General features: G+C 55.6%; 23 protein-coding genes and 1 pseudogene. 12 read left to right on the top strand and 12 right to left on the bottom strand.

Annotation, left to right across the window (positions count from 1 at the left end; all coding sequences use genetic code 11):
- Positions 1-192: 192 nt before the first annotated feature.
- The 10 genes from AC2FJZ_RS10115 to AC2FJZ_RS10070 all read left to right on the top strand — a co-directional run bounded on the left by AC2FJZ_RS10115 (position 193) and on the right by AC2FJZ_RS10070 (position 10,704).
- Positions 193-1,173 carry a Bug family tripartite tricarboxylate transporter substrate binding protein gene (locus tag AC2FJZ_RS10115; protein ID WP_282027314.1) on the top strand — a complete coding sequence of 327 codons (981 nt, stop codon included), beginning with the start codon at positions 193-195 and terminating at the stop codon, positions 1,171-1,173.
- A gap of 65 nt (positions 1,174-1,238) precedes the next feature.
- Positions 1,239-1,670 carry a tripartite tricarboxylate transporter TctB family protein gene (locus AC2FJZ_RS10110; RefSeq protein WP_496669332.1) on the top strand — a complete coding sequence of 144 codons (432 nt, stop codon included), beginning with the start codon at positions 1,239-1,241 and terminating at the stop codon, positions 1,668-1,670.
- 12 nt (positions 1,671-1,682) lie between these two features.
- Positions 1,683-3,224 (top strand): tripartite tricarboxylate transporter permease, encoded by a 1,542-nt coding sequence (locus AC2FJZ_RS10105; RefSeq protein WP_299637589.1) that lies wholly within the window; start codon positions 1,683-1,685, stop codon positions 3,222-3,224.
- 50 nt (positions 3,225-3,274) lie between these two features.
- Complete coding sequence (locus tag AC2FJZ_RS10100; protein ID WP_496777372.1) at positions 3,275-4,360, top strand: isocitrate/isopropylmalate dehydrogenase family protein; 1,086 nt, start codon at positions 3,275-3,277, stop codon at positions 4,358-4,360.
- Positions 4,361-4,453: 93 nt separating this feature from the next.
- Entirely contained in the window at positions 4,454-5,137 is a 684-nt protein-coding gene (locus AC2FJZ_RS10095; protein WP_480855722.1) for an aspartate/glutamate racemase family protein, read from the top strand.
- On the top strand, positions 5,131-6,408 hold the full coding sequence (gene otnK / locus AC2FJZ_RS10090) for a 3-oxo-tetronate kinase (RefSeq protein WP_496777370.1): 1,278 nt from the start codon (positions 5,131-5,133) through the stop codon (positions 6,406-6,408). Before AC2FJZ_RS10095 ends, otnK begins: the two co-directional genes overlap by 7 nt.
- Positions 6,405-7,043 carry a 3-oxo-tetronate 4-phosphate decarboxylase gene (otnC, locus tag AC2FJZ_RS10085; protein WP_480738570.1) on the top strand — a complete coding sequence of 213 codons (639 nt, stop codon included), beginning with the start codon at positions 6,405-6,407 and terminating at the stop codon, positions 7,041-7,043. The genes otnK and otnC overlap by 4 nt, the downstream gene beginning before the upstream one ends.
- Before the next feature lie 7 nt (positions 7,044-7,050).
- Complete coding sequence (rraA, locus tag AC2FJZ_RS10080; protein WP_480738572.1) at positions 7,051-7,524, top strand: ribonuclease E activity regulator RraA; 474 nt, start codon at positions 7,051-7,053, stop codon at positions 7,522-7,524.
- Positions 7,521-10,160 carry an aconitate hydratase AcnA gene (gene acnA / locus AC2FJZ_RS10075; RefSeq protein ID WP_496777368.1) on the top strand — a complete coding sequence of 880 codons (2,640 nt, stop codon included), beginning with the start codon at positions 7,521-7,523 and terminating at the stop codon, positions 10,158-10,160. The genes rraA and acnA overlap by 4 nt, the downstream gene beginning before the upstream one ends.
- 310 nt (positions 10,161-10,470) lie before the next feature.
- Positions 10,471-10,704, top strand: a complete 234-nt coding sequence (locus tag AC2FJZ_RS10070) for a FitA-like ribbon-helix-helix domain-containing protein (protein ID WP_282027305.1) — start codon at positions 10,471-10,473, stop codon at positions 10,702-10,704.
- Between the two features lie 314 nt (positions 10,705-11,018).
- Here AC2FJZ_RS10070 and AC2FJZ_RS10065 read toward each other — a convergent pair whose 3' ends face one another.
- The 11 genes from AC2FJZ_RS10065 to AC2FJZ_RS10015 form a co-directional block, all read right to left on the bottom strand.
- Positions 11,019-11,300 carry a hypothetical protein gene (locus AC2FJZ_RS10065; protein ID WP_496669339.1) on the bottom strand — a complete coding sequence of 94 codons (282 nt, stop codon included), beginning with the start codon at positions 11,298-11,300 and terminating at the stop codon, positions 11,019-11,021.
- 363 nt (positions 11,301-11,663) lie between these two features.
- Positions 11,664-11,945 (bottom strand): hypothetical protein, encoded by a 282-nt coding sequence (locus AC2FJZ_RS10060; RefSeq protein WP_496669341.1) that lies wholly within the window; start codon positions 11,943-11,945, stop codon positions 11,664-11,666.
- A 119-nt stretch (positions 11,946-12,064) separates the two neighbouring features.
- Positions 12,065-12,277 (bottom strand): hypothetical protein, encoded by a 213-nt coding sequence (locus AC2FJZ_RS10055; RefSeq protein WP_496777366.1) that lies wholly within the window; start codon positions 12,275-12,277, stop codon positions 12,065-12,067.
- 49 nt (positions 12,278-12,326) lie between these two features.
- Positions 12,327-13,448, bottom strand: coding sequence for an alanine/ornithine racemase family PLP-dependent enzyme (locus AC2FJZ_RS10050; protein ID WP_496777365.1), 1,122 nt, complete (start codon positions 13,446-13,448; stop codon positions 12,327-12,329).
- On the bottom strand, positions 13,445-14,644 hold the full coding sequence (locus AC2FJZ_RS10045) for an N-acetyltransferase DgcN family protein (protein ID WP_496777363.1): 1,200 nt from the start codon (positions 14,642-14,644) through the stop codon (positions 13,445-13,447). The genes AC2FJZ_RS10050 and AC2FJZ_RS10045 overlap by 4 nt, the downstream gene beginning before the upstream one ends.
- A 912-nt stretch (positions 14,645-15,556) precedes the next feature.
- Positions 15,557-15,910, bottom strand: coding sequence for a hypothetical protein (locus tag AC2FJZ_RS10040; RefSeq protein WP_496669350.1), 354 nt, complete (start codon positions 15,908-15,910; stop codon positions 15,557-15,559).
- 650 nt (positions 15,911-16,560) lie between these two features.
- The gene (locus AC2FJZ_RS10035) at positions 16,561-17,490 is read right to left on the bottom strand and encodes a fatty acid desaturase (RefSeq protein WP_496777361.1); all 930 of its coding nucleotides are present in this window, start codon (positions 17,488-17,490) and stop codon (positions 16,561-16,563) included.
- Between the two features lie 143 nt (positions 17,491-17,633).
- Positions 17,634-17,840, bottom strand: coding sequence for a cold-shock protein (locus tag AC2FJZ_RS10030; protein WP_496669354.1), 207 nt, complete (start codon positions 17,838-17,840; stop codon positions 17,634-17,636).
- Positions 17,841-18,576: 736 nt separating this feature from the next.
- The gene (locus AC2FJZ_RS10025) at positions 18,577-18,987 is read right to left on the bottom strand and encodes a hypothetical protein (RefSeq protein WP_496669356.1); all 411 of its coding nucleotides are present in this window, start codon (positions 18,985-18,987) and stop codon (positions 18,577-18,579) included.
- Between the two features lie 76 nt (positions 18,988-19,063).
- Positions 19,064-19,201, bottom strand: coding sequence for a hypothetical protein (locus AC2FJZ_RS10020; RefSeq protein ID WP_496669357.1), 138 nt, complete (start codon positions 19,199-19,201; stop codon positions 19,064-19,066).
- 338 nt (positions 19,202-19,539) lie between these two features.
- A complete protein-coding gene (locus AC2FJZ_RS10015) occupies positions 19,540-19,779 on the bottom strand; it encodes a hypothetical protein (protein ID WP_496669359.1) in 240 nt (79 codons plus the stop codon).
- 425 nt (positions 19,780-20,204) lie between these two features.
- Between AC2FJZ_RS10015 and AC2FJZ_RS10010 the strand changes: the two are divergent.
- A pseudogene (locus tag AC2FJZ_RS10010) lies at positions 20,205-20,896 on the top strand (thioesterase family protein); the annotation flags it as partial.
- A gap of 140 nt (positions 20,897-21,036) precedes the next feature.
- Here AC2FJZ_RS10010 and AC2FJZ_RS10005 read toward each other — a convergent pair.
- On the bottom strand, positions 21,037-22,008 hold the full coding sequence (locus AC2FJZ_RS10005) for a LysR family transcriptional regulator (protein ID WP_496726490.1): 972 nt from the start codon (positions 22,006-22,008) through the stop codon (positions 21,037-21,039).
- A 122-nt stretch (positions 22,009-22,130) separates the two neighbouring features.
- On the opposite strand from AC2FJZ_RS10005, the gene AC2FJZ_RS10000 reads away from it, so the two are divergent.
- The gene (locus tag AC2FJZ_RS10000) at positions 22,131-24,599 is read left to right on the top strand and encodes a CoA transferase (RefSeq protein ID WP_496669362.1); all 2,469 of its coding nucleotides are present in this window, start codon (positions 22,131-22,133) and stop codon (positions 24,597-24,599) included.
- The last annotated feature ends 20 nt before the right edge of the window (positions 24,600-24,619 follow it).

Raw genomic sequence — 24,619 nt, 5'->3', positions numbered from 1 at the left:
AAGTTGTTATTAATCAATGCTTTTGCAGCGATGCGGCAACAGTACGGCTAATATGCAGCAATGTGACTTTGGATTTTTGACCGTGTAAAAGCAAATTTAAATTGGCTTTTTGCAATCAAATATGCAATTCCTGTTACTGGCGCGAGATTCGCGCTACCGAACATCAAAAAATGGGAGGACCACCTCGTGTTCATGAAACTTACTCGTGCAAGCGCCTTCGCTACCGTTGCCCTGCTGGCCGGTGTGGGTACTGCATCCGCTGAATTCAAAGCTGAAAGCCCGCAGTGCATCGCCCCGTCCAACCCGGGTGGTGGCTGGGACTTCATCTGCCGTACAACCGCCAAACACCTTTTTGATCTGGGTGTCATCGAAGATTCGATGCAAGTCACCAACATGTCGGGCGGCGGCGGCGGTGTTGCCTTTGCCCACGTCACCAAAGAGCGTAACGAAGACAACAACCTGATCGTTGCAGCGTCTATGTCGACCAGCGCGCGTATAGCGCAGGGCATCTATGAGGACGCGACGCAGGATGACGTACACTTCCTGGCGACCTTCGGTGCGGAATATGGCGCCATCGCTGTTCGCGCAGACTCGCCCTTCCAGACGCTAAAAGACATGATGGACGCGATCTTGGAAGATCCGCGTTCGGTCGGTATCGCTGGTGGCTCGTCGGTTGGCAGCTTCGACCACATCAAGCCCATGCTGGTGGCACGCGAAGCAGGAATGGAAGACGTCACGCAGCTGAAATACGTCTCGTTTGACGGTGGCGGCGAAGCGATGACAGGTCTGCTTTCGGGTGCGACCGAAGCGCTGTCAGGTGACTTCTCGGAAATGCTGGGTTTCTTGGAGTCGGGTGACATCCGCATCATCGGCATCATGGCGCCCGAGCGTCTGGCCAACTACCCGGACATCCCCACCGCAAAAGAGCTGGGCTATGACGTGGTTGGTGCGAACTGGCGCGGTCTTTACATGCCCGCTGGTGCCTCGGACGAAGCGAAAGAGTTTTGGTCGAACGCCATTAAGACCATGGTTGCCGACCCGGGCTTCCAGGCAACCCTTGAAGAAGCTGCAATCGCACCCTTCAACAACTTCGGCGACGATATGCACAACTTCGTGGCGGGCAGCATCTCTGATGTGACCAAGCTGTCGAAAGAGATTGGCATTATCCAATAACGCGACTTCGGGCTGGCCGCATGAACCGGCCAGCCCACTGCACATCAAATGAAAGGGAGGAGAAAATGAGTGACCGCATCTTTGGCGGCTTTGGGTTGGCGCTCGCCATCTTCTATATTTGGGCCGCGTCAACGATCAAAGACAGCTTCATGGTCGATGTGGTTGGTCCGCGTGCATTCCCCTACATCGTAGGCTCCATCGTCGCGCTTTGTTCGCTCTACTTCATCTTGCGCCCCGACGACGAACCGGAATGGCCGCATATGCGCGAATTTGCCGAAATCGTCTTCGCGGCAGCTGTCATGTTTGCATACAGCTGGGCGCTTCCCGAAATCGGCTTCCTGATTTCGACTGTATTCGCAACGGCCTACTTGACGTGGCGCCTGGGGACACAACCCCTTTGGTCCCTCGTAACGGGGGTCTGTACCTCGGTTGGTATCTACGTCGTTTTCCACCTGATCCTCGGCCTTGCTTTGGCCAAAGGTCCACTTGGTTTCTGAGGAGCGATACCTATGGAAATTCTGTCTCTTCTTGCAGATGGCTTTGCCATCGCACTCACCCCGCAGAACCTGTTGCTGGCGGTCATCGGCTGCTTTCTGGGAACGTTGATGGGTGCACTTCCGGGTCTTGGCCCAGCCAATGGTGTAGCGATCCTGATCCCCATTGCCTTCTCGTTGGGTCTGGGCCCGACCGCATCTCTGATCCTGCTGGTCAGTGTCTATTACGGTGCCATGTATGGGGGACGGATCAGCTCGATCCTACTGAATATTCCCGGCGACGAACCGGCGATGATGACCTGTCTGGACGGCTATCCGATGGCCCAGCAGGGCAAGGCAGGCGAGGCCCTGTCGCTGTCTGGGGTTGCCTCGTTCGTAGGTGCCTTCGTGGCCACCTGTGGTCTGGTCGTTCTGGCCCCGCAGTTGGTGAAAATAGCCCTTCTATTTGGACCGGCCGAGTATTTCGTACTGTTCACGGTGGCCTTTGCAACCCTTGGCGGCATCTCGTCCACTAACCAGGCAAAATCGGCATTTGCGGCAGCGCTGGGACTGGGCATTGCCATGATTGGCAGCGACAGCCAGACGGGCTCGCAGCGTTTCACCTTCGACCACGTACACCTTTATGACGGCATCGACTTCCTGATTGCGATCGTCGGCTTGTTCGCACTGAGCGAGGTGTTCATCTTCCTCGAGCATCACCGCGGTGGCGCAGTCGGCTCAGCCGGGGCAACCAAAATTGGCCGGATCATGCCCGACTTCAAGATGATCAAGCGCTGCCTTCCCTCGATGGCGCGCGGCACGGGTCTTGGCTTCTTCTCGGGCGTTCTGCCCGGTGCGGGCGCGTCGCTGGGCTCGTTCCTGGCTTACTCGCTGGAAAAGCAAGCGGTTGACCGTGATGGCAAGACCTTCGGCAAAGGTGACCCGCGCGGCGTCGCGGCACCGGAAGCGGGCAACAACGCGGCCTCGGGTGGCGCACTGGTGCCGATGCTGGCGCTGGGTGTTCCCGGTTCGGGGACAACGGCGGTTCTGTTGGCAGTGCTGCTGCAGCTGAACATCACGCCTGGTCCGCTGCTGTTTTCGAAAAGCCCGGACATCGTGTGGGGCCTGATCGCCTCGCTGTTCCTTGCGAACTTCATCCTACTGGCCATGAACATCCCGCTGGTAGGCATCTTCACCCGTGTGCTTATGGTCCCGACCCGGATCCTGATGCCGATCGTCGCGATGATTTCCTTCGTAGGCATCTATTCGATCACCGGCTCGACCTTTGACGTGATGCTGATGGTGGGCTTTGGGATTGCTGGCTGGGTTCTGCGCAAACTCGACGTGTCTCTGGTGCCCGTGATCCTTGGCATTCTCCTAGGCAACCAGATGGAAGTGAACCTGCGCCGCGCCATGACGATCTCGGATGGCGACTGGTTCATCCTCGTCGGCAGTCCCCTGGCCATTATCCTGTGGCTTGTCGCAATCGCCGGCTTCGTGCTGCCCATGCTGATGGGGCGTCGCATGAAGAAGCGGATGGAAGCCGCACGCGATCAAGAAGAATTCGTCGGCGACTGAGCCGACACCCTCAACGAACTTGGCCAAATGGCCGATCATAGGAGACTAGTATGCGTATCATGACACTGCCCTGCGATGGTATCGGGCCGGAAATCATGGCGGCGACCCTGGAAGTTGTCGAAGCTGCGAACAAACGCTTTGATCTGGGACTGACCTTCCATGAAGAAGAGAGCGGTTTCACCAGCTTAAAGAACCACGGCATCACCCTGCGGGAAGAGGTTCTGGATCGCGCCCGCACCGAATTTGACGGTGTGATCCTAGGCACTCAGTCACACATGGATTATCCCCCGGTTGTCGAAGGTGGACGCAACGTGTCGGCTGGCTTCCGCATCGGGCTGGACCTCTATGCAAACGTACGTCCCGCACGTACCCGCAGCTTCATCCCGAACAAAGCGCCAGGCATGGATTTGGTGATCATGCGTGAAGCCACCGAGGGCTTCTACCCTGACAGAAACATGTACAAGGGCGTGGGCGAGATGATGCCCGACCCCGACATGGCGCTGTCGGTACGCAAGATCACCCGCCACGGCTCGATGCGGATTTGTCGCGAAGCCTTCAAATTGGCAATGCAACGCAACAAGAAGGTTGCGGCGATCCACAAGGCAAACTCGTTCCTGATGACCGACGGACTGTTCCTGGAATGCTTCCGCGAAGTGGCCAAGGACTTCCCCGAAGTTGAAACCGAAGAGCTGATCGTCGATGCTTTCGCCGCACTTCTTGTGCGCAAACCCGAAGCTTACGACGTGGTGGTAGCTACCAACTTTTACGGGGACATCCTGTCGGATCTAGCGTCGGAATTGTCTGGGTCATTGGGTCTGGCAGGGTCGATCAACGCCAACGCTGAAACCGGTCTGTGCTGCGCTCAGGCGCAACATGGATCGGCGCCGGATATTCAGGGGCAGAACGTCGCCAACCCGACCTCGTTGATCCTATCAGCGGCCATGATGCTGACCTGGCTGGGCAAACAGCGTGGCATCCAGAAGTTGATGGATGCCGGTCAAGCCATTGCCGACGCCGTGGACGCAGTGATCGACGTCTCGGAAAACCGCACCCGTGACTTGGGTGGATCCGTGAACTGTGACGCCTTTGGCTCCCTCGTCGCAGAAGCCGTAGCGCGCGAAAGCGTTGCAGCTTGAGGATACTCCTTGCGGGCAACTCTTGCCCGCAGCTTTTCGGCGGCACTGCCTCTCTCCCTGTGGTGTCGCCGAATATTTCAGGACGCAAAAAAGATGAAAGACCGACCGCGCATAGCGCTTATTCATGCAACCAAAGTGGCGATTGATCCGATCGAGGATGCTGCAGAGAAGCTTTGGCCGGAAGCCGAGATGATCTCGATATTGGAAGAGGGTCTTTCGGTGGATCGTGCGAAATCGGCGGAACTTTCCGCTGACCTTCTGCGCCGGATAATCGACCTTTCCCGCTATGCCGAGGCTGCAGAGGCCGATGGGGTTTTATTCACCTGTTCCGCCTTCGGGGCGGCCATCGAACGTGCCAATTTCGAGGCGGGCATTCCAGTAATGAAGCCTAACGAAGCTATGTTCGAAGCGGCATTCTCCCACGGAGACCGAGTTGTCATGCTGTACACTTTCCAACCTGCCGCCGGTGGGATGGAGGATGAGTTCCTTGAGGCTGCTCGCGAGAAAGGCAGCATCGCGCAAATCACCTCGGTCTTTTGCGAGGGCGCGCTGGACGCCAAAAAGGCTGGCGACGACGAAACTCACGACCGATTGATTGCCAATACCGCCGCCATGATCACTGATGCGGATGTCATCCTGCTGGCGCAGTTTTCCATGGCCAGCGCTGCGAATGCGGTGCGCGAATGCACTGACGTTCCTGTTCTGACCAGCCCTGAGGCCGCGATTGAAGAAATCCGCCGCCGGATCGAACACAATAACGAGGTTCAGCAATGCTAATTGGCGTTATCGCAGATGATTTCACTGGCGGCAGCGATGTCGCCAACACTCTGGCCAAAGGCATTGACGGCGAAGGAGGTCTGAGAACCGCCCAGTATCCCGGCGTGCCTACTGGCCCTGCCGCACCGGACATCGACGCCGGCGTTGTTAGTCTGAAGTCGCGTTCGAACCCGGTTGAAGATGCGGTGCGCGAAAGCCTCGAGGCGCTGAAATGGCTTCTGGATCAGGGCTGCAAGCAGATCGTATTCAAGTATTGCTCGACCTTTGATTCAACGCCTGAAGGCAATATCGGCCCGGTGGCCGATGCTCTGGCCGCCAAGCTGGGGGCGCGCGGCGTGGTGGTCTGTCCGGCCTTTCCGACGACCGGGCGCACGGTCTACCAGGGCCATCTGTTCGTGCATGACATGCTGCTAAGCGAAAGTGGGATGCAGAACCATCCGTTGACGCCGATGACGGATCCCGACCTGCGCCGCTTCCTGCGCTTGCAGACCGAGCATGCGGTGGGTCATTTGCCGCTGTCGACCGTGTTGGCCGGGTCCGAACAGGTGCGGGCTGCGCTGCAAGGTGCGGAAGAACACTATGCTGTGACCGATGCCGTATCTGACGAAGACTTGCTGACGCTGGGCGAGGCACTTGAAGGCGCTGCGCTGGTTACGGGCGGTTCGGGCATCACGCTGGGCTTGCCGCGCAACTTCATTCGCAGCGGTCAGGCCAAGGCCAATTTGCCCTCTGCAGAAGGCATTCAAGGCCCCGCGGCCATTCTGGCGGGGTCGTGCTCTGGTGCGACGCGCGGTCAGCTGGCCGAGCATCAGAAATCGCATCCGACCTATGCCATCGACGTACCCGGCGTCATGAATGGGAGGGTCACAATGGATGACCTGCTGGAATTCATCGCTGAGAACACCGGCAATGCGCCCCTGGTCCATTCTTCTGGCACCCCCGACGAGGTGAAAGCGATTCAAGGCAAGTTCGGTCGCGAGGCCGTGGCCGAGAAGCTGGACGCTCTGTTTGCCGACACCGCCCGCGCACTGGTGCAACGCGGCTATCGCCGGATCGTTGTGGCGGGCGGCGAAACTTCGGGCGCGGTGGCGCAGGCAGTGGCGGGCGAACTTGGCTCGCCTGCGATGCGTATCGGCGCGGAAATCGACCCTGGCGTTCCAGTCCTGACACTGGGCGAGGATCAACCGATCTCGCTTGCGCTGAAATCAGGAAATTTCGGCGCGCCGGACTTCTTTACTAAAGCTCTGCGCATCATGGAGGGGAGGACATGAGCACCGAAGCAGATCTGCGCCAAGAGATGTCGAACCTCTGTGCGTCCCTGTTCAACCGGGGCTTTTCGGTCGGGACGGCGGGCAATGTCTCAGCCCGACTGCCCGATGGCATCCTCATGACACCGACCAATTCTACTTTGGGCGCGATTGATCCCGACCGGATTAGCAAAATCGATCTGGATGGCAATCACGTGGCGGGCGACCGTCCGACCAAGGAAGTGTTCCTGCATCAGGCCTTCTATGAAACCCGTCCGCAGGCGGGGGCCGTGGTGCACCTGCATTCGACCTGGGCGACCGCTCTTTCCTGTCTACAAGACACCAACCCCGATGACTGCATTCCACCACTGACACCCTATGTGGTGATGCGCGTGGGCACGGTGAAACTGGTGCCTTACGTCAAACCGGGCGACCCGAAATCGGGCGAACTGATCCGTGACCTGAAGGGCGCGTACAGCGCAGTTCTGCTGGCCAATCACGGCCCCGTGGTGTCGGGCAAGGATCTGTTCTCGGCCGTGTGCGCGGCAGAAGAGCTGGAAGAAACTGCCAAACTTCTTGTAGCACTGCGCGGGCAAAAGACGCGCCTCCTGAGCGAGGCCGACGTGGCCGACCTGAAAGCAACCTACGCAAATATGTGAGACCGAAATGAAAACTGCTGACCTAATTGATGACCACGCCGACAAACTGTCGCTTGTTCACTTGCCGTTTCGTCGCTTCGGCACGGCACCGCATTTCGCCGCCCCAGTGCAGACCGTGAAGTGTTTCGAAGACAACATGGTCATGCGCGCGCAGTTGGAAAGGCCCGGCGAGGGCCGCGTGTTGGTCGTAGATGGCGGCGGTTCCACCCGCATTGCCATTCTAGGGGATATGATCGCGAAAATGGCGATCAATAACGGATGGGTGGGGCTGGTTCTCAACGCCTCCATTCGCGACAGCGCTGAGATCGAGCAGATGGCGACGCAGGTCTTCGCACTGGCAACCTCGCCGGTGAAAAGCGCGAAAATGGGCTGGGGCAAAGCTGGCTGCGATATTCACATCGGCGGTGTGACCATTGCGCCGGGCGACTGGATCTATGGCGACGCCGATGGAGTATTGCATAGCAAGGTCAAACTCGTGTGACTGCGGCCACTATCCATTTGGACTCCAGCGAGGATAAGGTGATCCCCGATCTGGAAATTGATGCAGGGACGCGCCGTTTAAGGGCCACGGACCTTCCACGTGTTTTGGGCGACCGACTGGATCGGTTGCCTTTTATCCTGCGTCTTCTAGCCGAAAACCACCTACGCGCCACCGGCCAGTCGGACGCGCTTGTAGCGGCGCTGGATGCCTGGCTTGAGGGGCGAAACGATGGGTTTGAGCTCACCTTCATGCCCAACCGCATCCTAATGCACGACACCACCTGCACGCCCGCACTGGCGGACATTGCCGGGATGCGCGACGCGGTGGCCGAGGCTGATGGCGACCCGGGCGTTCTCTCCCCGAACCTGCCGGTCAACGTCTCAGTTGATCACTCATTGGCGGTGGATCGCTATGCCACGCTGGCGGCGTTCTCAGCCAATGCTCGCAACGAAATCGCCCGCAACGGCGAGCGGTATAGCTTCATGAAATGGGCATCACAGAATATGGATGGGGTTACGGTGCATCCGCCGGGCACCGGGATCATGCACACGATCAACCTTGAACAACTGGCAACAGTGCTTGAGATCGGCTCCGATGGACGGGCCCACCCTGACATGCTGTTGGGCACTGACAGCCACACGCCGATGATCAATGGCATTGGCGTGCTGGGCTGGGGGATTGGCGGGCTCGAGGCGGAGAGCGTCATGTTCGGCCAAGCCACGACCCTGAGCATGCCCGAAGTGGTGGGCGTGCGCCTGACTGGTCAGCTGCCCGAGGGCACCATGCCGACCGATCTGGCGCTTGAAGTGACGCACCGGTTGCGGGTGCTTGATGTCTCCAGCAGTTTTGTCGAGTTCTGCGGCCCCGGCCTGTCTACGCTCAGCGCCGATGCCCGCGCGGTGATTGCCAATATGGCGCCGGAATACGGTGCCTCGACAGGGTTTTTCCCGGTGGATGGCGAAACCGTTGCCTATCTGAAACGCACCGCACGGCCCTGCAGTTTGACGGGCAGTATCGAACCTGTTTTTCGTGCCACGGGTCTGTGGTTCGATCCCGCGACCACTCCGCGCTTTGATCGGGCGGTCGAGATTGATCTGACCTCGATCACCCCGACTATTTCTGGCCCGCGCCGCCCACAGGACACCTGCACCCCGGCACAGGCCGCAGCGCGGGTCGAGACGGCGCTGGACCGTCTGCTGTCCCGTGCGCCGCGCATCGAAGGCGTGGTGCCCGATGGCGCGGTGGGGATTGCCGCGATCACTAGCTGCACCAATACCTCGGATCCCTACATGATGATCGCGGCCGGGTTGTTGGCGCGCAAGGCGCGGGCGCTAGGGCTGACGACGCCGTTCTGGGTTAAAACCTCGATGGCGCCGGGCTCGCCGTCGGCGCGGGATTATCTGCAGCGCGCGGGCCTTATCCCCGATTTATCGGCACTGGGGTTTGATCTGGTTGGCCATGGCTGCACCACCTGCATCGGCAATTCCGGCCCCTTGCCCGAGGTGATCGAGACCGCGCTGGAGGACGGCAAGGCGATCAGCGCCGTGCTGTCGGGCAATCGCAACTTTCCGGGGAGGGTGCATCCGAAGCTGGATCTGGGCTATCTGGCCTCGCCACCCTTGGTCGTGGCCTATGCGTTGAAGGGCGATATTTTTGGCGATATCTTGAATGACCCGATCGGCAAGGGCGCAGAGGGTCAGCCGATCTATCTGCGCGACATCTGGCCCGATATCTCTGAAATAAAGGCACTTCTAAAGGCGGGCTATCGTCAGGCGGACGTTCCCGCCGCCTTTGCTGCGGCCACCCATAATGCCGCGTGGAACCGGATTAAGGTCCATGACAGCACGCGCTTCCCGTGGGAGCCAACCTCGCGCTATCTGCGGCGGCCGAAATTCACCGCCGAGCCTCAGCAATCGCGGTTAGGCGACTATACCGCCACGCCTCTGATGGTGCTTGGGGATGATATGACGACCGACCATATTTCGCCGGCGGGGTGGGTGGATCCAACCAGTTTGGCGGGCAAATGGCTGTGCGCTCGCGGCGGTGATCCCAAGGACATGAATGTCTATGCCGCCTATCGCGGCAATTGGGAGGTCATGCTACGTGGCCTCTTCACAAACAGGCTGGCGGTGAACTTCCTGCAAGAGGGGCTGGCCCCTGCTGAGACAACGCTCGAGGATGGGCGCATCCTGCCCTTGCACGAAGCAGCCCAAATCCTGGCGGATCAAGGGCAGCCCACTATCATTCTGGCCGGTGACCGCTATGGCATGGGCTCTAGCCGCGACTGGGCGGCCAAAGGCGTGGCACTACTGAGCATCCGCGCAGTGCTCGCCAAAAGTTTCGAGCGCATCCACCGCACCAACCTGATCGGTATGGGCGTGGTACCGGTGCAGATAATTGACGGGTTCGATCCCAAGACGGCGGGCATTCGCGCCGGGGATCGCTTCGCTGTGAACCTGCCACCCGAGACGCTGATGCCTGGTCTGGAAACTACTTTGCAGTGGCAGCGCGGCACCGAATTGCTGGGCGATATCCGCTGCAAAGCGGCGGTGGACACATTCCAAGAGGTCGACCTGCTGCGACACGGTGGTGTCCTGTCAAAGATCTTGGGTTTCACCCTTGAAGGCCGCGAATAGAACGACCTGCTTTGAACGAATAGGGCAGAGCTGGCTGATACGGTTGTAACTGGAAATGCTAGGCAAATGCACTTTTTGAACTGCTTTCAATCTCACCACCGTCCAGTTTCGCGAATTTGAAGCCATTGGTAGGTTCTGCAGCATTTTGCACTTTGGGCTCGCTTTGGACCTTAGCCGCAAGGTGCTCCGACGGTCCGATGGGCGGGCCAAAACTATCTGGCAGGGATCGTTTTTTTAGTGCAAATGACTAAAATGACGACAACGCAATTGCGTCTAGGATATGATAGTAGGTTCCGAAGTGGAGGTTCCAATGACGAATTTGACTGTCAAAAACTTATCGGTCGAAGTTTATGGACGTCTGCGAATTATCGCAGCGGAACGAGGTGTAAGCATCGAGGAAGCCGCGCGGCAAATTCTCGACGAAGTGTCACGACCGTCAGAGAAAGTTGGTGATGTAATTGTGGAATACGTACAGAGCCTGAACGCGTTTCTTCCTGAAATCAAGCGGAGCGACGAAGCCCCAGAACCGACAGACTTCAGCTGACTTTTTAAGGTGCGATCATCTTTGTTTCAGTAAATGGTCGCAGATCAAAGCCTGGTTTCCATCCGCCGAGTGGTAAAGCGAACAGAAATCCCCACAACCCAAGCCCTCTACTTCAGCTTCTTTTCGCGATAGGACTTCCGTTTCGATGTGGGTCATAGAAGGTGCCGTGCACTGCAGCTACTCAACCAAGGATCGCTTCACATAAAACCCCTACTGCGTCGTTCGTGGTTTGTTACCGAGGCGTCAAACATCCATGGGTTGCGAAATTTCGGACGCTGTGACAGACCGGCAGCGCCCGGGCTGGCGTCAAATTTCTAACCGTCGTCATCCTCACTCTCGGCGAGTGACCTGTTCAAAGCCTCGAAAAGGAGACGCTCCTCGCGGAGTGGCATTTCGTAAATACTCCAGGCCCGTCGCGGGTCTGGCCAAAGCTCGTCGAACAGTTCCTCGGTCATGACGACGTGGGTCACCCGCCCTGCGTGGCGCAGGAAGGTCGGACCCTCATCCGCCTGTTTCATCAGGCTGATGGTATTGTATTGAAGCGTTTCGATGTCGAAGCGTTTGCCTTGAATCGGGGGGAGATCTGGAAGTTTCATGTGTTTTCCTTTCATACGCGCATTTCAATGGTCACGGAAACGTCCGTGTTGAATGCGGATGGATGGAAAACGTTCAGATCATGGCGTCAGCTAACACATCGACATGTCGCTGTCACCATCGTTGCGGAAATCTGGAAACATGCCGTTCGATGCCGGTTGATGAGATCATCGCTAAGCAGGAGAAAATTAGCTTTCGCAGCGCTCGCACCAATGACCGTTTTATTTGGTATTCATGGCCTAGTTTCTTTGCAAAACCCACGTCCAAAATGGTCTATTTTGCTGGCACAAAAAGATGTGTATCTGGTCGAGTTAGTACCGAATTCAAGGTGCAAATAGAGAGCTAAGCTGAAGCTAGCAAAATATTTAAAACTCATCAAATTCCGGGACGTTGCCAAGCCTAATGAGGAAACTTGGCGACCCGACTTCGCCACTGTTCGGATCTTCACTGACCATGTAGGCATCGGCGCCAGCGCAATCGTCGGATTGCGCTTCTCTTTCTGCTCTGTTTTGTGCTTCCGCTGCCGTAGAGTACTCAAATTGCTTGCCTATTTTCAGGCTTCCTTGCCCTCCGCGTCCTGGCTTCTGTTCGACATATGTCTGGCAGATATAGTGAACTTTTTCTGATCTCTCATCTGAGTTTGTCATGGCAATATCCTTGAAACGAGTACGGGCGCTACTGATGCATGAGATATACAGCGCTCGCTAGACACTTTGTTTGTGTTTCGCTCAATCAAGTCGCGCGGAGAGGAGGGCCAACGATCCTGTCACCGCTTTTTTACGGGCTTCGGCGGACTGGCTTCAGATGGTGTCTTCGCATCCCTTTCGAGCCGAGTTTTGCGAAGCCGGGCGTTCTTGATCTGTCTTTGCTCTGCTTCTTCGTTGACCATTTCCCGAACGACCCGCGATGTTTTGTCCATCGGTGTTTCCGCCTTGGGAACTTGAGCTTTGAAGACAGTTGTTTTTTTCAGTTTTGCCAATGGTTATTCTCCTATCCGTTTTCAACGACGCATTTATCTGTTGAGTATTTCAAATTGATGCCAGGTGATTGCCTGGTCCTTGAGAGACACGCGCGTGTCGTGAAGGACTGCGATGGAGCAGCATTGTTTTAACGTCAGGAGCGGACATAGCTTTCATCAACGCACTATAGTTCATTTGGAATCTTATTTCCGATCCTACATTTTGTGTCGAATGGGATGTGCCGATGACAAGATGATCGCTTGTTGCACCGATGAGTCTGTTTCCTGGCGGCATAGAAAGCCCCAAAACGTCCGTATCTTGCTGACCAATGGCGAGAACCAATTGTGTGCTCCGTCCGCTTCTTGGGACAAGGTGAAGTCTTTTAAATATCGGGTCGCAGATGCTCTGAGGGTGAGTTTCAGGTTTGGACCCTGTTTCAATGACCTCGGCGACAAGCGTAAAGGCATCCGTATACATCTCATCTATCTGATCTCCGGAAACCGGATCAACGCCCAGTAGTATTGCTTCCCCCAGCCTTAAATCGTTGATGCGCCCAGCTGGGTGTCCACCGAAGGCCCAAGGAAGGTTGGCCGAGTTACCGCCAGATACCGTCTGAAGGAAGGTACCAAACTGTCCCTCTGTGTCATTCGCCAAGATAGACAAGGCGTCCATGTCTGCGGCATTCGGGGCAATTCCACTCAGGCATGCGAAGTTCGCTCCGATGCCTTTTAGCGCGACACCTCGCATATCCACCACTTGCTGTGCAATTGAGCTGAGGTATTTTGGCATGATCCCTTCACGCAGATCGCCCATCTCAACCATCAGAATAATGCCGTGAATACAGCCTTTCCGGATTGCGGCGGCAGCCAGAGCGGTAATCACGCGGATCTCCGTGTTGTAGCTTGTCTCACAGTACTGGACGACCTGATCGACCTGGCTCAGCGTTGGAGTGCGGATCAAGGTGATCGGGCATGTCATGCCCGCGTTGCGTAACTTCCGCACGTTGCTAAGACGCGCTTCTGCAAGTCCCACAGCGCCACCGTCCAGCATGGCCCGAGCGATGGCTGGATGCCCGCACACTGCTTTGGTCACACCGGTGACGCTGATGCCGCGAGTCCTGAGGCGTCCGATCACAGTCTTTGCATTGTGGCGTATCTTGCTCAGATGCACCTCAATGCGGGGTGTACTCATATCGCAGCCACAGGCGTGGATTGGTGCAACCTAGGATAGGCGGCGACAACCATTGCAAGCAGATGCGAAGCTGGCCGGCTGAGCACATCCGTTACGGGTAAACCGAGTATTTGTGACAGGGCGGCGATAGTGTCGGTAATTTCGGCCTCAGACATCCCCTCGTGATTGAGCGTGACACCGATGACTTTTGTGTCAGCAAACGCTTCGATAAGGGCAATCTCACTTGCAGGTTTGGGCATTGGCATATTGGGAAAATCACAGCGATGTGCACGCTTTGGAGCGTGCTGAAGGATCACGGCGTCCGGCTGGCTGCCCCGCAGGATAAAGGCGGATGTGCAAAACGCCGGATGACTCAACGCTCCTTGGCCTTCGATCAATATGACATCGGGTTGTTCAGCCTCGGAAGCGTCAACAATCGCACCTTCAAGCTCACCGCAGCAGAACTGCGGCGGTACGGCATCCATTGCCACTCCATATTTTGCGCCCTGCATCAAACCTGTCTGGCCCGTACCAACAAGAACAGTCTTGATGCCCCTTGCGTTCAAGGCGCGGGCCAATACGGTCGCTGTTGTCCGTTTTCCAATGGCGCAATCGGTTCCAAGAACCGCTATGCGCAGTGCCTTTACACCTGCAATACTTCCATCGAACAGGCGCATATCCTTGCTGGGTTTAGGTTTTCGAATGTCTCGGATGGTGACTTTGCGTTCGGCCGCAAAAGACGCAATTTCCGGATCATCGCTCAGATATTCATGCAATCCACTGACGATGTTCATACCTAGTGATATCGCGTCGAGAACAACGTCGCGATCTGTCGATGAGAGTCTCCCCGTAGATGGTGCCATCCCGTAAATGAGGGTAACTGGGATGATGGCTTCATGGGCGACAGCAGCGTCCAAACTTCTGAAGACCGGAATGTGGTTTACTGCATCGTCAAGAACCTGCCCGCTGTCTTCGCCGTCGTGGTTGCTATCGATGACAGACAGGATCCTGTAGGCCTCTGAATGACGAACAAGGCCATTTGCAGTTTTTCCATCGATGTTGGCGAAGTTACCTTGGCAATAGACAATCGCAGTTGGCGGCAAGACGATCTGAGTGGCAGAGGTTGATCTTGTGTGTCCTTCGCTGGTCAATGGCGGCGCTTGTGCACCACTGACGGGACGACGGATGGTGTTTGCCACGTTAAAGTCGGTTTTCATGTTGTTTCCCTTGTGAGGTCGACACCGAAGGCAACGCTATCGTCACCATCTGATATTGAAGTCGAAATAGTCGTGCCGCACGCTCAGTTATCGAGAACGCACAGGCCTTTAGATAACTTGAAATTCTTGTTGCAGTCCCAACGGTTTCCGGACCTGTCGAGATGGGCATTCGCAGGAAGGTCTATTACTTCACAGCTCTCACCTGAGGCAGCGTATCCCCGCTCGCACTTCCATCCCGTGCCGTAGGTTGCATCGTCAAAGTAGGCATGTTCAGGGATCACAACGACCGCGCACGAGCCATCCTGCTCATAGAATCCACGTTCGCATGTCCAGGGTCGGCCGTATCCTGATGAATTCAGATAAGCGTTGGTCGGGACCACAATGGCAACGCAAAGGTCGTCCAATACTTCAAACCCACGTTTGCATTCCCACGCGGGTCCATAAGTCGTAGCTACTAGATAAGCGTTTGCGGGCACGACAATTTCTAGGCACGCGTCGTCAACTTTGTGAAAACCCCGCGAGCAATGCCAGCGCTCACCTGATGGATCAAGAAACCCGCCATCAGGTACAATCACCGCAACACAGGCCTTATCATCGTTCTTGCGAAAACCATGAAGACATTCCCAACCAGAACCATAGGTGCGGTTGGTCGGATACGCATTTGCTGGCACTATGACAACGGTGCAGACATCGCCACTCAGCCTGTACCCAGCGTTACATTTCCAGCCGTCACCGTAGCTCTTTGCAGTGGCATTTTCAGGCACAGGTTGCGATGTGGATTGAGCATATGCAGGCGTTGAAGACAGAAGCAGAGCACAGATTGGGAGCACAATCAGCGCCGCAATGATCTGAATGCCTGGTGACAGATGCGCTCTCCAGATCGCCCGACAGAGTTGCGGCATTGCCTTTGAGTTATGATCCATCCAGCTCAAGCCCCGCGATACAGGCATCTGCAAGGTCGCGGCTTGGCGTTTCCGACCCCGGCAGCGTGGCCCAACCCGTATCCATCATAGCCTTACGGCGACTGAAGCCAGAGGCATCTTGGAGGGTTAAGATTATTTCTTCGCGCCTCGGGTCAGCGGCTGACCTGTTCAGGCAAACCGGCACCATCGCGAGCGTCACTTCTTCGCTTGCATGATCCTTAGCCAATTCTTGAGCGCTGCCGCTGGTCGTCCAACCGCCCCAGGTAAAGCCAAGGATTGAGACCGCAATCGCACCACACAAAGCACCGTAGATGCCTGGTTTCGTCCATTCTGGAAATGTCATTTTAGATCCTCTGGCGGAGAAAGCGCCGCCACGCTGTTTTGTGTCTTTTTGCGCATTCTAATTCTCGCGCTAGGGCCATTCCCAAGCCGCGATGACCGATAGGCGCAGTTCGGGCCTACCGGAAGCTCGTTTGATCAATGATTGCGTTGTGGTTCTTTGGCAAACCAACGGTGCGTCTGATCACCAAAACGGATCAACAAACGTCACACGCGATGTGGTTGTGCGCGAAAACATCGGCAACCTTCCCAAACATCAGATCCAAGTAGAGGACGTGACAGCTGAATTTTCATGATGGAAGAACTTAGTTTACTCTAGCTGGCGATACGCCTAGGCCGCAGAAAACCAGAACTTTAGTGGACTTAACATAACCACTTGGCGACGGTATTACAACGTTCATGAGCCTAACGCTATTACCAAGGCCCCGATACTGAAGAAAGAATTGGTTTCAACCTGGCATTCGCCGTATGTGTTAGCAAAGCCGTTACTACTTATGTAGCCTCTTTAGCATGCCACTCTGAAGCCGACATCCGCTGCATCACAAAGAACAGGTAATGAGGGCTCTGACCGATCTCCACCGTCTAAAGGCCGTTCGAGCACTTAATGAGGATACAATCGAAGCATACCTCGTGCGCGCCAGAGTACATTGAAAGTTATGCAGTTTTGGCGTGCGATAACGCCTCAGAAAATGTCAGCAGGCGTTGACGGCTTTCGTCCCAAAGGTGCAGCCGCGCACAGTGCAGGCTTTCATAGAGCGTAATGCGCTGACAATCGGCGAGTTCACCGTGATCGCGCAGCACTTCATCAAGTCTGTAAAAAGGTATCCGGCTGGCCATGTGATGAACATGGTGCACACCTATATTCGCAGTGAACCAGCGTAGAGGACCAGGTAGGGCATAGTGAGAGCTGCCATAGAATGCTGCATGCTGTAGTTTCCACTGCTCTTCGTGTTCCCAGGTTGTGTGCTCGAATTGATGCTGGATGTAGAAAAGCCAGACACCGATTGAAGCAGCTAAAATCATAGTCGGGAGAAACACAAACAACAGTGCATCCACACCTCCGACCCAATAGACTCCACCCAAAACAGTAGCTATCACAACGTTTGTCGCCATTGCGCTTAGCCAATACTGCCAGCCAGCATGCATTAATCCGACGGGTAGCCGATATAGGATAAAAAACGTATAGATTGGGACGACGCCAAACATGAACAATGGGTGTCGAACCAAGCGATACAAGGCGCGTCCGATCCACTTACGGTTCACATATTCGTCGACAGTCAAGGTCGGTAAGTCTCCGATACCGCGCCGATCCAGATTACCGGTTGAAGAATGGTGAATTGCATGGGTTTGGCGCCAGACATCATATGGTGTGAGCGCCAGAACACCCAGAAACCGGCCTGTCCAATTGCAAAGTACACGGCTTTTGAAAAACGCCCCATGACCGCAATCGTGCATGATTATGAACAAGCGGACCAGGAAGGCGGCATTCAATATTGCCAGCGAAGTGGAGATCCAGACGCTAATGGACAATGCATGCCAGGCAGCGACCCATAACACAACAAAAGGTATAACAGTGATTGTCAATTCGAAGACACTGCGTCCGGTGTTCGATGCGCGGTATTGCGCGAGAACTCTAGTCCAATCCTGAGGTTGCAACCTGGTGGCCCTCCGATCTCTCATCGGACTTAAATGTCCAAACGGGCACCCATAAGGGTGCCCAAAAACGTTTAGGCCAGCGCCAAGTTAGCGGCGTTATCGCGCCCGTCACGACCAGATTCCAATTCAAAAGTGACCTTCTGGCCATCTTGAAGTTCACTGATGCCGGACCGCTCAAGCGCCGAAATATGTACGAATACGTCGTTCTTGCCATTTTCCGGTTCAATGAAGCCGAAACCTTTGGTTGAGTTGAACCATTTCACGGTGCCATTTGCCATGGTGTAAGTCTCCTAATAACAGCCGCCCGCACTATTGCGACGGCTCGGCGTGGTCGGTCTGAATCGAAAGACTGAACGCCGATTTTGGGAGACAGCAGGTCGAAAAAGAAAAACTTTAGCCCAGTATAGATGGGCTGCTGGGGAGCATCAAACAAGCCTTGATCCCCCGATGAGTTGCACGATCTTGAAAAGATTAAGCTAACCGATGGGCTGGTACGGAAAATCAGGGTGAAGAAGTCTTATACACCAATAATATCGCATGAAATATGATCAAGCTTGGGCGGTTGCACTGTTGTCAGAAATTAACGACGCCGAGCTAACCCAGGTCTAACCGACACACCGTTTCGCCACGCGTTCAGTCCTTTGCAGCGCCGACAAATCCGCTCCCCAAACCCTTCGCTCCAAAATGGAGTTCTGCAACGAAGACACGGTCGTTCTTGCGGCACGTCATTTAGGGCGCGTTCCAAGATCGCTTCTGTATCGTTGTCGGGTTCTTTCATCAGTTTATAACCTTGGTTTCAGTTTGGGTCACTCAGTTACCCCTTAAGAAAGAGTTGAGAAAAAGCTCTCCCGTTGCTTGGAGATTGTGCCGGAAATGCCAGGTTCAAACGAACGAGAGGGGCCGCCTGCAATTCGAGGAGCGATTAGCGGTAAGGACAGGCTTTTCTTCATTCTCAGCTATTTGGATTGCGAGGGCGTCTTGGAAGTCGCCTCCGTATTTTGAGCGTTTGGCTCCTTAATCCGGTGATCCGCCGGGCGACTCTGAAATATCCGATCTCGAGTAAAGGTGTCGAAGTCGAGTCTCGGACACACCATCAGCTTCCATGATCAGTTGCACCATCGGATCGGCCAGAAGTTGATCAAGTAAAAACTTCGACAACTCTTTCTTGGTTAATTTGTCCTGTACACGTGCACTGTCGAGATCAGCCAGAGAAACGGTCAAGGTTCGCGCCAACCCGGGATGGGTTTCACGGGGGTGCAGGTAAACCAATACCGAGGCTTTCCAGGCTTCTGGATCCAAATAGTCGGGCGGTGCAGAAAGCTCAGTTTCTATTTCGTACTCACCAGCCGGGAGCATTTCGTCAAAGCCCGGGAATGTGAACGGTCGGGAGAAGATTGCGGTGGTCTTACTGGTAATCTGGTCCATTTGCGTACGTCTCCTTAGCTGATACCGCTCGTTCGGAGACGTATTCAAGGACAAGTCACCCACTCCCGGCAGGGTCTTATGAACTTTGACGCTTGGGCTTTGGTTCTTCGGGGCCGACGTCAGGTTCCTCGGGAGCCAGTTCTTTTTTCGGCTTGTCCGCATGATTGGCATTCAGCGCGGCATCCGCTCTGGTCGTCAGGTCTTTGAAAGACATGCTTTCGATCCTTTGATTGTCCGCAACACTTTCATGCCCAGGATGAGCGCGAAAACCAATTGCAGCTAAAACTAATATAGTGATTGGGGGCTCAAATTACTACGTAATGCCGCAGATTAAGACCTTTACTGAGGCCCGGACCAATTACGTTATAGCCCGACAGCGTACATTCATTTCGGGGATGGGCGATCATTGTTTGCAGCGATGTATTCCGGCAGAGCTTTCTCCCTACGCACTACCTTTGCAACATCGGGCGCAACCATACTGCGCGCGAATGCGCTGTACCTCAGTCGAGACGCGGTTTCACTTGCGGCGCTGCGGCGCATCTTCCCCGACTATCATGCCTCAGAACCCCGTCGCAAAATTCGCGATAAGCCCAAGAGAACGACGCCCAGAAGCCAGAGCGCCAGAACATCGGCACCGAACACGGTCCAAAGCGCCCATACCCACAGGCCTTGCCAAATTGTTTTGGCTTGGTTCAACCCGGTCTGACCGAGACGAGAATTCAAAATGAAAAACATATTAATCAGCCCAATGGCAGCGCCGATTGCAGTTCCAATCCAAAAGAAATCGCCCATAGTAGCCCCCAAGGCGGTATAAGGATATCACGAAACCACAGTTTTAGATAGCAAAGCGGCCGTCAGCGCTTTGAAAATCACTGACGGCATCGAGGTTGTTGCGGCCGTCATACCCCTGAGCACTTATCCAAGTTCTTAGCTTGCCCACTCGAACCAAGATTGTCGCTACCGACTGTTTCAACGAGTTATTGGAGGAAGTCGCCAAACATTGCAAAGTCTGCTTCCAGCGCATTGCTGTCATCGGAGCGAAACGCAGCGTCCGGTAGAATGGGCTCTTTCGACACCTTCGTCGCAAGTTCGATGAAGGGCCGTTTTTCGTATTGGGTCAGAAATGCTTGACGTTTGGGTCAGAATTGAATGACGCGATTCACTGATTTATTGAGGTTTTGGCTGTCGATTGAGTCAAAGGTCAGTGACGTTCCACAGCACTGGCCTGGGAGTGGACCAAGCTGATGGACGTGCCCGAGTTTACCGATGAACTGGTTGATCTGATTGCCGGTCAATCCGATGCTCAATCCGGGCATATGTCGATCCGTGAACTGGAAAAACTGCGTGACGACAACCTTGTCGGTATGATGCGCGCACTCAAGAAATCCGGCAGTGGTGCGGGTGGCACGATCAATGACCATGAGGCCACGTTGCCAGATCCTGAACCCGTGGACCTGCCCATAACTGTCAGCCGTCAAGTACCGCAAAGCTGGACTGATTATAACGGTCACATGAACGAGGCAAACTATCTGGAAGCCTCAGCTCAGGCAACCGATCGTTTCATGGAGATGATTGGCTGCGACGCGGCCTACATCGCCGCAGGTGGCAGCTATTTCACCGTGGAAAACCACGTGCGGTTCCTTGATGAAGTGCATGAGGGGGATGTTCTGACCATCACCACTCAGGTTTTGAAGGGCGAAGGCAAAAAGATGCACCTGTTCCACCGGCTTTGGGGGGCTGGACGAAACTGGCAGCTACTGTCGAAACCCTGCTTTTGCATATGGACCTGAATGCGCGCGGCACATCGCTGCCTTCGGATGAGGTGGCAGCGAAGCTGGCGGGCTACGCCGGAACACATGCGGCGCTTTCTATGCCCGAAGGAGCTGGTCGTCATGTCGGCCAAAAATAATTAGACGGGATCGGGGTTGCAGGTGCATCTCTTTACCTTCCTATCCCTGGGGAGGCGTTATTCGGAAGAAGAGTTTTTCGAATAACAGGTCGGCAACTTCGGGTGGGTCGGGTTTGGTTTGAGCCCGGCCTACCTTGTTGTCACCCCTTGGTACCTGAAACTTGGGTGATGGGCTTGTTGATTTCTGATTTGAACCAACCCACCAAACGTGTGAGTGCAACCCTTTCTTCCTGGATTTCCCGATGTTGAAGATAATATGACGTCTCGCGGTTCGACACACTTGGCCCCGCGCGAACGATCTTGCCACTTTCCAGCAGGCTGTCCACTAAACCACGCCAACCTAAGGCGATGCCTTCGCTATTCAGTACAGCACGCATCAAAAACGGATAGGCGTCATAGTGGGTGGGTTGACCGAACTCCGGAATTTTCAGACCCGCCATGGTAAACCAGCTATGCCAGGTCTGAAAACCGGAACTACCGACGGCAAAGTGCAGAAAATCATCCGGGACTAAATGCATAAAATCGACCTCCAGCGCAGTGTTTGCCTCACCTCTCCCAAACTTTTCGCGGTACCGCGCTAAAAACTGTGGGCTGCACACCGGAAAAGTTTCGTCTTTGATGAGCGGAATAGATGGCCTGTCCGGGGTTTGGCCCAGATCCCAGACAACAGCGGCATCCACGCGCCCAAAATCAATATCTTCCAGCCTGTCAGACGTCACAACGCGAACCTGCGCGCCGCCCATGACGGACCTCAGATCTGAAAACCGCGGCATCAGCCACTGATCGGCAAAGCCATAGCTACAGGCAAGGACGACATCTCGGCCATCTGTCTGCGCCGTGATTTCATGCCAGACAGACGCAACATGGCTGAACCCCAGAGCAACGGAATCTGCCAGTTTCTGACCGGCCTCGGTTGGGGTGATTTTGTTGTGATCGCGTATGAACAGCGCCTGTCCCAAACGTCCTTCCAGAGTGGCAATGTGGCGCGACACCGCGGGCTGGCTCAGGTTTAGCTCTTTGGCAGCCATGGAAAAGCCCCTTTGACGCACCGCTGCTTCTAAAACCAGCAGTGCATTTAGCGACCCTGAGAGAATTTCTTTCTGCTTCCCCATATCAAAATGTGATCCAGTGGATAGATTCATGTCCAGTGTGACACAATCAATTCAATTGGTACACATAACTTTAAATGTAGCCGAATTACATAAAATTATGTCTCGATAGAAAAGGTACACACATGAACCGACCTCTTTCTCACATTCGCGTTCTGGACTTTGGACAGTACCTTGCCGGACCGCTTGTTGGCATGATGCTCGCGGATATGGGGGCTGAAGTGATCCGTATCGAGCACCCTGATGGACCGGCTTTTGACGATCCTGCCTTTGATATGCTTTCGCGCGGCAAAAGTGTGCTGAAGCTCGATCTGAAATCCGAAGAGGATCGCAACACAGCGATCGAACTGGCAAAACGTTCCGATGTCGTGATTGAAAACTTCCGACCAGGCGTGATGGATCGCCTTGGGCTTGGCCCGGATACACTGCGTGCCGTCAACAACCGGCTGGTTTATCTTTCCCTGCCAGGTTTTGCATCAACTGATCCGGAGCTCGCTGGTCTGCCCGCCTGGGAAGCTGTGATCGCCGCATACACTGGCCAATTCACCGATATGGGACTGAACCGTCGCCTGATGGGGATCAACCCTTCCTTTACACCGCTCACGCTTGCTTCGGCCTATGGATCCAGCTTTGGGGCAATGGCTGTTCTCTTTGCCCTTAATGCACGAGATCAAAATGGCGGTGACTATATCGAGGTCCCCCTTGCTTCGGCGCTGTTGGAGGGGTTGGTTTATAACTGCGAACAGATCCAGGACTATCCCGAGCGCTACAAATCCCCGCGCGAAGTTGAACTGGACCGACGCGCCGCCGACGGTTTGCCGATGGACCTGAAGTTCAGCGAACTGTCCGAATTCCTGGACCCTTTTTATCGCACCTATACCTGCGCCGATGGGCGTGGGTTCTACGTGGTCAGTGGATCGGTTGCCACCCATCCGCGCCGGGTGCTGGAAACACTTGGGCTGAAAGACCTGGCAGACGCGCTGCCGGATTTCTCGGCATACCTGGACACCAAAGACTGGCCGGCAGAATGGTCGATGCGCAACTACCCGGTGGGCGCATCTGACCGCGCACGCGTTTCTTCGGCAATGAAGACAGCCTTTCTGACCAAGCCATCCCATGAATGGGAAGAGCTGTTTGGTGCGGCCAAAGCCCCCGCTACGGCGCAGCGTTTCACCAAAGAATGGCTTGCCGATCCTCATGCATTGGCCTCGGGACTTGTGCTGCAAGTCGAAGATGCGCGCCATGGCACCATGCGTCAGATGGGCAACGTGGCCTGGCTGTCGGATGACGCAGGTGCCGCCAATAAAGCCGGATCAACGGCGGCGGACATTTCGAATATTCTGGCCGAACCCACACGCAGTGGGGGCGTTGATGCAAGCGGTGCCGCGACGGGGTGGTTGGATGGCCTTAAGGTTTTGGATCTGACCAATGTGATTGCCGGGCCGATGATTGGTTCAACCCTGGCGCGTTACGGCGCAGATATTACGCTGGTCCAGCCGGTCGAGCCTTCGGTAGATCCTTGGAATACGGTTGTGTTTGGCATCCACGCACAGCGCGGCAAAGACAGCATCCTGTTAAACCTGCGCACATCGGAAGGTCAGGAAGCCCTGTCGAAACTGATCGCCGAGGCCGACGTGGTCACTGTGAACGGGACTGATCAGCAACGGGACAGGCTGGGGCTCTCTCCGGAACGGCTGGAGGCGATCAACCCACGGCTTATTTTGGTGCAGCTGGATGCGTTCGGAGGGCCATTGCGCGGCCCTAAATCCGATCATCTGGGCTATGATGACCTCGCGCAAGCGGCTACGGGGGTGATGGTGCGGTTCGGTGGCGGGATGGAAACCCCCGAAGAGCACGCACATTTCGGAACCATCGACGTGCTGACCGGGTTTTGCGCCTGTGTCGCATTGGGGGGCGCTTTGCTGCGTCTGAAAGAGACCGGAAAAGGTGGCATTGCACGCGCCTCGCTGGCGGCGGCGGGCAATCTCATTCAGGCTCAGTTCATGCATGATTTTGAGGGGCGGGTGCCCTTTGATGAACCTTCGGGCCGCGAGGTCCTTGGGTGGGGACCTTATTATCACTGCTATGAAGCCTTGGATCACTGGCTGTTCTTCGCGGCCCCGACTGAACGTGACGCAGCACTCGCGCGGGTTGGCGAACTCGCCGATCTGGCGAACCTGCCGGATGATGAGCTGCACAGCGCTCTGGCGGAACGATTCAGGAAGCGGCCACTGGAGCATTGGCGCAATGTCTTTTCTCAAGGTGCCAGCACGATTGTCCCGCTTGCGTCCCTGCACGAAACCCGCGACACATCACTTCAGCTGGAGAGCGAGGGGGCAATTGACATCTGCCAATCCACGTTCCGCGTTATTCGCCACGACCAACACCCAATGGGGCGATGGTGTGACCTGGTAGCCCCCAACGCTGTACGCACACAAACCGGAAAAATTACGATTCCGGGTCCGATGCCAAAATACGGGCAGCACACCCGCGCGATTCTGATGCGCTTGGGATATTCCACCGCTCAAATCAGCACAATGATCGCAAGTGGCGCTACCGGAGAAAGTTGGTCTGACAAATACCTGCCCGAATAGACGGCATTAACCGGCGCACT

This window comes from Ruegeria sp. CDSA079 (assembly GCF_059612245.1).
This window is presented reverse-complemented; position numbering and strand designations above follow the sequence as displayed.

Bases quoted from the DNA above. Each gene is read 5' to 3' on its own strand.
- AC2FJZ_RS10050 (WP_496777365.1), bottom strand. From the start codon at position 13,448: ATGAGTACACCCCGCATTGAGGTGCATCTGAGCAAGATACGCCACAAT.
- AC2FJZ_RS10105 (WP_299637589.1), top strand. From the start codon at position 1,683: ATGGAAATTCTGTCTCTTCTTGCAGATGGCTTTGCCATCGCACTCACC.
- AC2FJZ_RS10015 (WP_496669359.1), bottom strand. From the start codon at position 19,779: ATGGGCGATTTCTTTTGGATTGGAACTGCAATCGGCGCTGCCATTGGG.
- AC2FJZ_RS10025 (WP_496669356.1), bottom strand. From the start codon at position 18,987: ATGGACCAGATTACCAGTAAGACCACCGCAATCTTCTCCCGACCGTTC.
- AC2FJZ_RS10000 (WP_496669362.1), top strand. From the start codon at position 22,131: ATGAACCGACCTCTTTCTCACATTCGCGTTCTGGACTTTGGACAGTAC.
- AC2FJZ_RS10020 (WP_496669357.1), bottom strand. From the start codon at position 19,201: ATGTCTTTCAAAGACCTGACGACCAGAGCGGATGCCGCGCTGAATGCC.
- AC2FJZ_RS10070 (WP_282027305.1), top strand. From the start codon at position 10,471: ATGACGAATTTGACTGTCAAAAACTTATCGGTCGAAGTTTATGGACGT.
- AC2FJZ_RS10115 (WP_282027314.1), top strand. From the start codon at position 193: ATGAAACTTACTCGTGCAAGCGCCTTCGCTACCGTTGCCCTGCTGGCC.
- AC2FJZ_RS10095 (WP_480855722.1), top strand. From the start codon at position 4,454: ATGAAAGACCGACCGCGCATAGCGCTTATTCATGCAACCAAAGTGGCG.
- AC2FJZ_RS10030 (WP_496669354.1), bottom strand. From the start codon at position 17,840: ATGGCAAATGGCACCGTGAAATGGTTCAACTCAACCAAAGGTTTCGGC.
- AC2FJZ_RS10110 (WP_496669332.1), top strand. From the start codon at position 1,239: ATGAGTGACCGCATCTTTGGCGGCTTTGGGTTGGCGCTCGCCATCTTC.
- AC2FJZ_RS10060 (WP_496669341.1), bottom strand. From the start codon at position 11,945: ATGACAAACTCAGATGAGAGATCAGAAAAAGTTCACTATATCTGCCAG.
- otnC (WP_480738570.1), top strand. From the start codon at position 6,405: ATGAGCACCGAAGCAGATCTGCGCCAAGAGATGTCGAACCTCTGTGCG.
- AC2FJZ_RS10005 (WP_496726490.1), bottom strand. From the start codon at position 22,008: ATGGGGAAGCAGAAAGAAATTCTCTCAGGGTCGCTAAATGCACTGCTG.
- AC2FJZ_RS10040 (WP_496669350.1), bottom strand. From the start codon at position 15,910: ATGACATTTCCAGAATGGACGAAACCAGGCATCTACGGTGCTTTGTGT.
- AC2FJZ_RS10045 (WP_496777363.1), bottom strand. From the start codon at position 14,644: ATGAAAACCGACTTTAACGTGGCAAACACCATCCGTCGTCCCGTCAGT.
- otnK (WP_496777370.1), top strand. From the start codon at position 5,131: ATGCTAATTGGCGTTATCGCAGATGATTTCACTGGCGGCAGCGATGTC.
- AC2FJZ_RS10065 (WP_496669339.1), bottom strand. From the start codon at position 11,300: ATGAAACTTCCAGATCTCCCCCCGATTCAAGGCAAACGCTTCGACATC.
- AC2FJZ_RS10100 (WP_496777372.1), top strand. From the start codon at position 3,275: ATGCGTATCATGACACTGCCCTGCGATGGTATCGGGCCGGAAATCATG.
- rraA (WP_480738572.1), top strand. From the start codon at position 7,051: ATGAAAACTGCTGACCTAATTGATGACCACGCCGACAAACTGTCGCTT.